At 64.0% G+C, this 411-nt stretch carries 1 pseudogene; it reads left to right on the top strand.

Annotated features, from left to right (window positions below):
- Positions 1 to 411 (top strand): annotated as a pseudogene (locus I6F37_RS42290) (IS4 family transposase); the annotation flags it as partial.

The raw sequence follows: 411 nt of genomic DNA, 5'->3' as shown, positions 1-411 counted from the left end.
CGCCACGACGACGCCCAACTCGATGAAGTCATCAGCGACGAGATCGTAAGTTTCCCCAACGGCGCGGCCGACCGCCAGCCGGATCACCCGATCCGCGTCGTCTGCGTCCGCATCAACCCCCATACGACCCGCGGCCGAGCGGGCAGCGGCTCCAGCGGCGTTGACAGCGACGGCGTCCTTCGCCTCGCCACGAATCTGCTGGACGTCCCGGCCGTCTTCCGGTTCTTCAAGCACATCCTGGGCTGCCGCCACTTGTTGAGCCACGACCAGAACGGCATCGAAATCCAAACCTACTGTGCGATCATCGCCTGCCTGTTGATCGCGCTGTGGACCGGCAAGCGGCCGACCCTCCGTACCTACGAGATGATCTGCTTCTACTTCATCGGGCTGGCGACCGAAGACGAGCTGATG

The organism is Bradyrhizobium sp. NBAIM08 (genome assembly GCF_020193935.1).
Classification (GTDB): Bacteria; Pseudomonadota; Alphaproteobacteria; order Rhizobiales; family Xanthobacteraceae; genus Bradyrhizobium; species Bradyrhizobium yuanmingense.
The sequence above is the reverse complement of the archived record's forward strand: the minus strand, read 5'-3'. Positions and strand labels throughout refer to the sequence as shown.